The following is a 533-nucleotide window of genomic DNA, read 5'->3' on the forward strand; positions in this document are numbered from 1 at the left end:
TCTTCCAACTGTTTACCGGCAAAAATTAAACGTTGCTGATCTGGTGGAATTCCTTCTTTGTCTTGAATCTTCGACTTGACGTTGTCGATAGTATCAGACGATTCGACCTCGAGAGTGATAGTTTTTCCAGTCAAGGTTTTGACGAAAATCTGCATACCACCTCTTAATCTCAATACCAAGTGCAATGTAGATTCTTTCTGGATGTTGTAATCCGAAAGAGTTCTTCCGTCTTCCAATTGTTTACCAGCAAAGATCAAACGCTGTTGATCTGGGGGGATTCCCTCCTTATCTTGAATCTTGGACTTAACGTTATCGATAGTGTCGGATGATTCGACTTCGAGAGTAATGGTCTTACCGGTTAAAGTCTTGACGAAGATTTGCATACCACCTCTCAATCTCAACACCAAGTGAAGAGTAGATTCCTTTTGAATGTTGTAGTCGGAAAGTGTTCTTCCATCTTCCAACTGTTTACCGGCAAAAATTAAACGTTGCTGATCTGGTGGAATTCCTTCTTTGTCTTGAATCTTCGACTT

1 protein-coding gene is annotated in these 533 nt (G+C 40.7%); it reads right to left on the reverse strand.

Going from position 1 to position 533, the window contains the following annotated elements; all coding sequences use genetic code 11:
* Positions 1 to 533, reverse strand: a 533-nt coding sequence (locus tag H9Y04_RS49320) for a ubiquitin family protein (protein ID WP_214662323.1), incomplete at both ends; no start/stop codon positions are given.

Source organism: Streptomyces polyasparticus, assembly GCF_014493765.1.
In the GTDB taxonomy this organism is placed as follows: domain Bacteria; phylum Actinomycetota; class Actinomycetes; order Streptomycetales; family Streptomycetaceae; genus Streptomyces; species Streptomyces polyasparticus.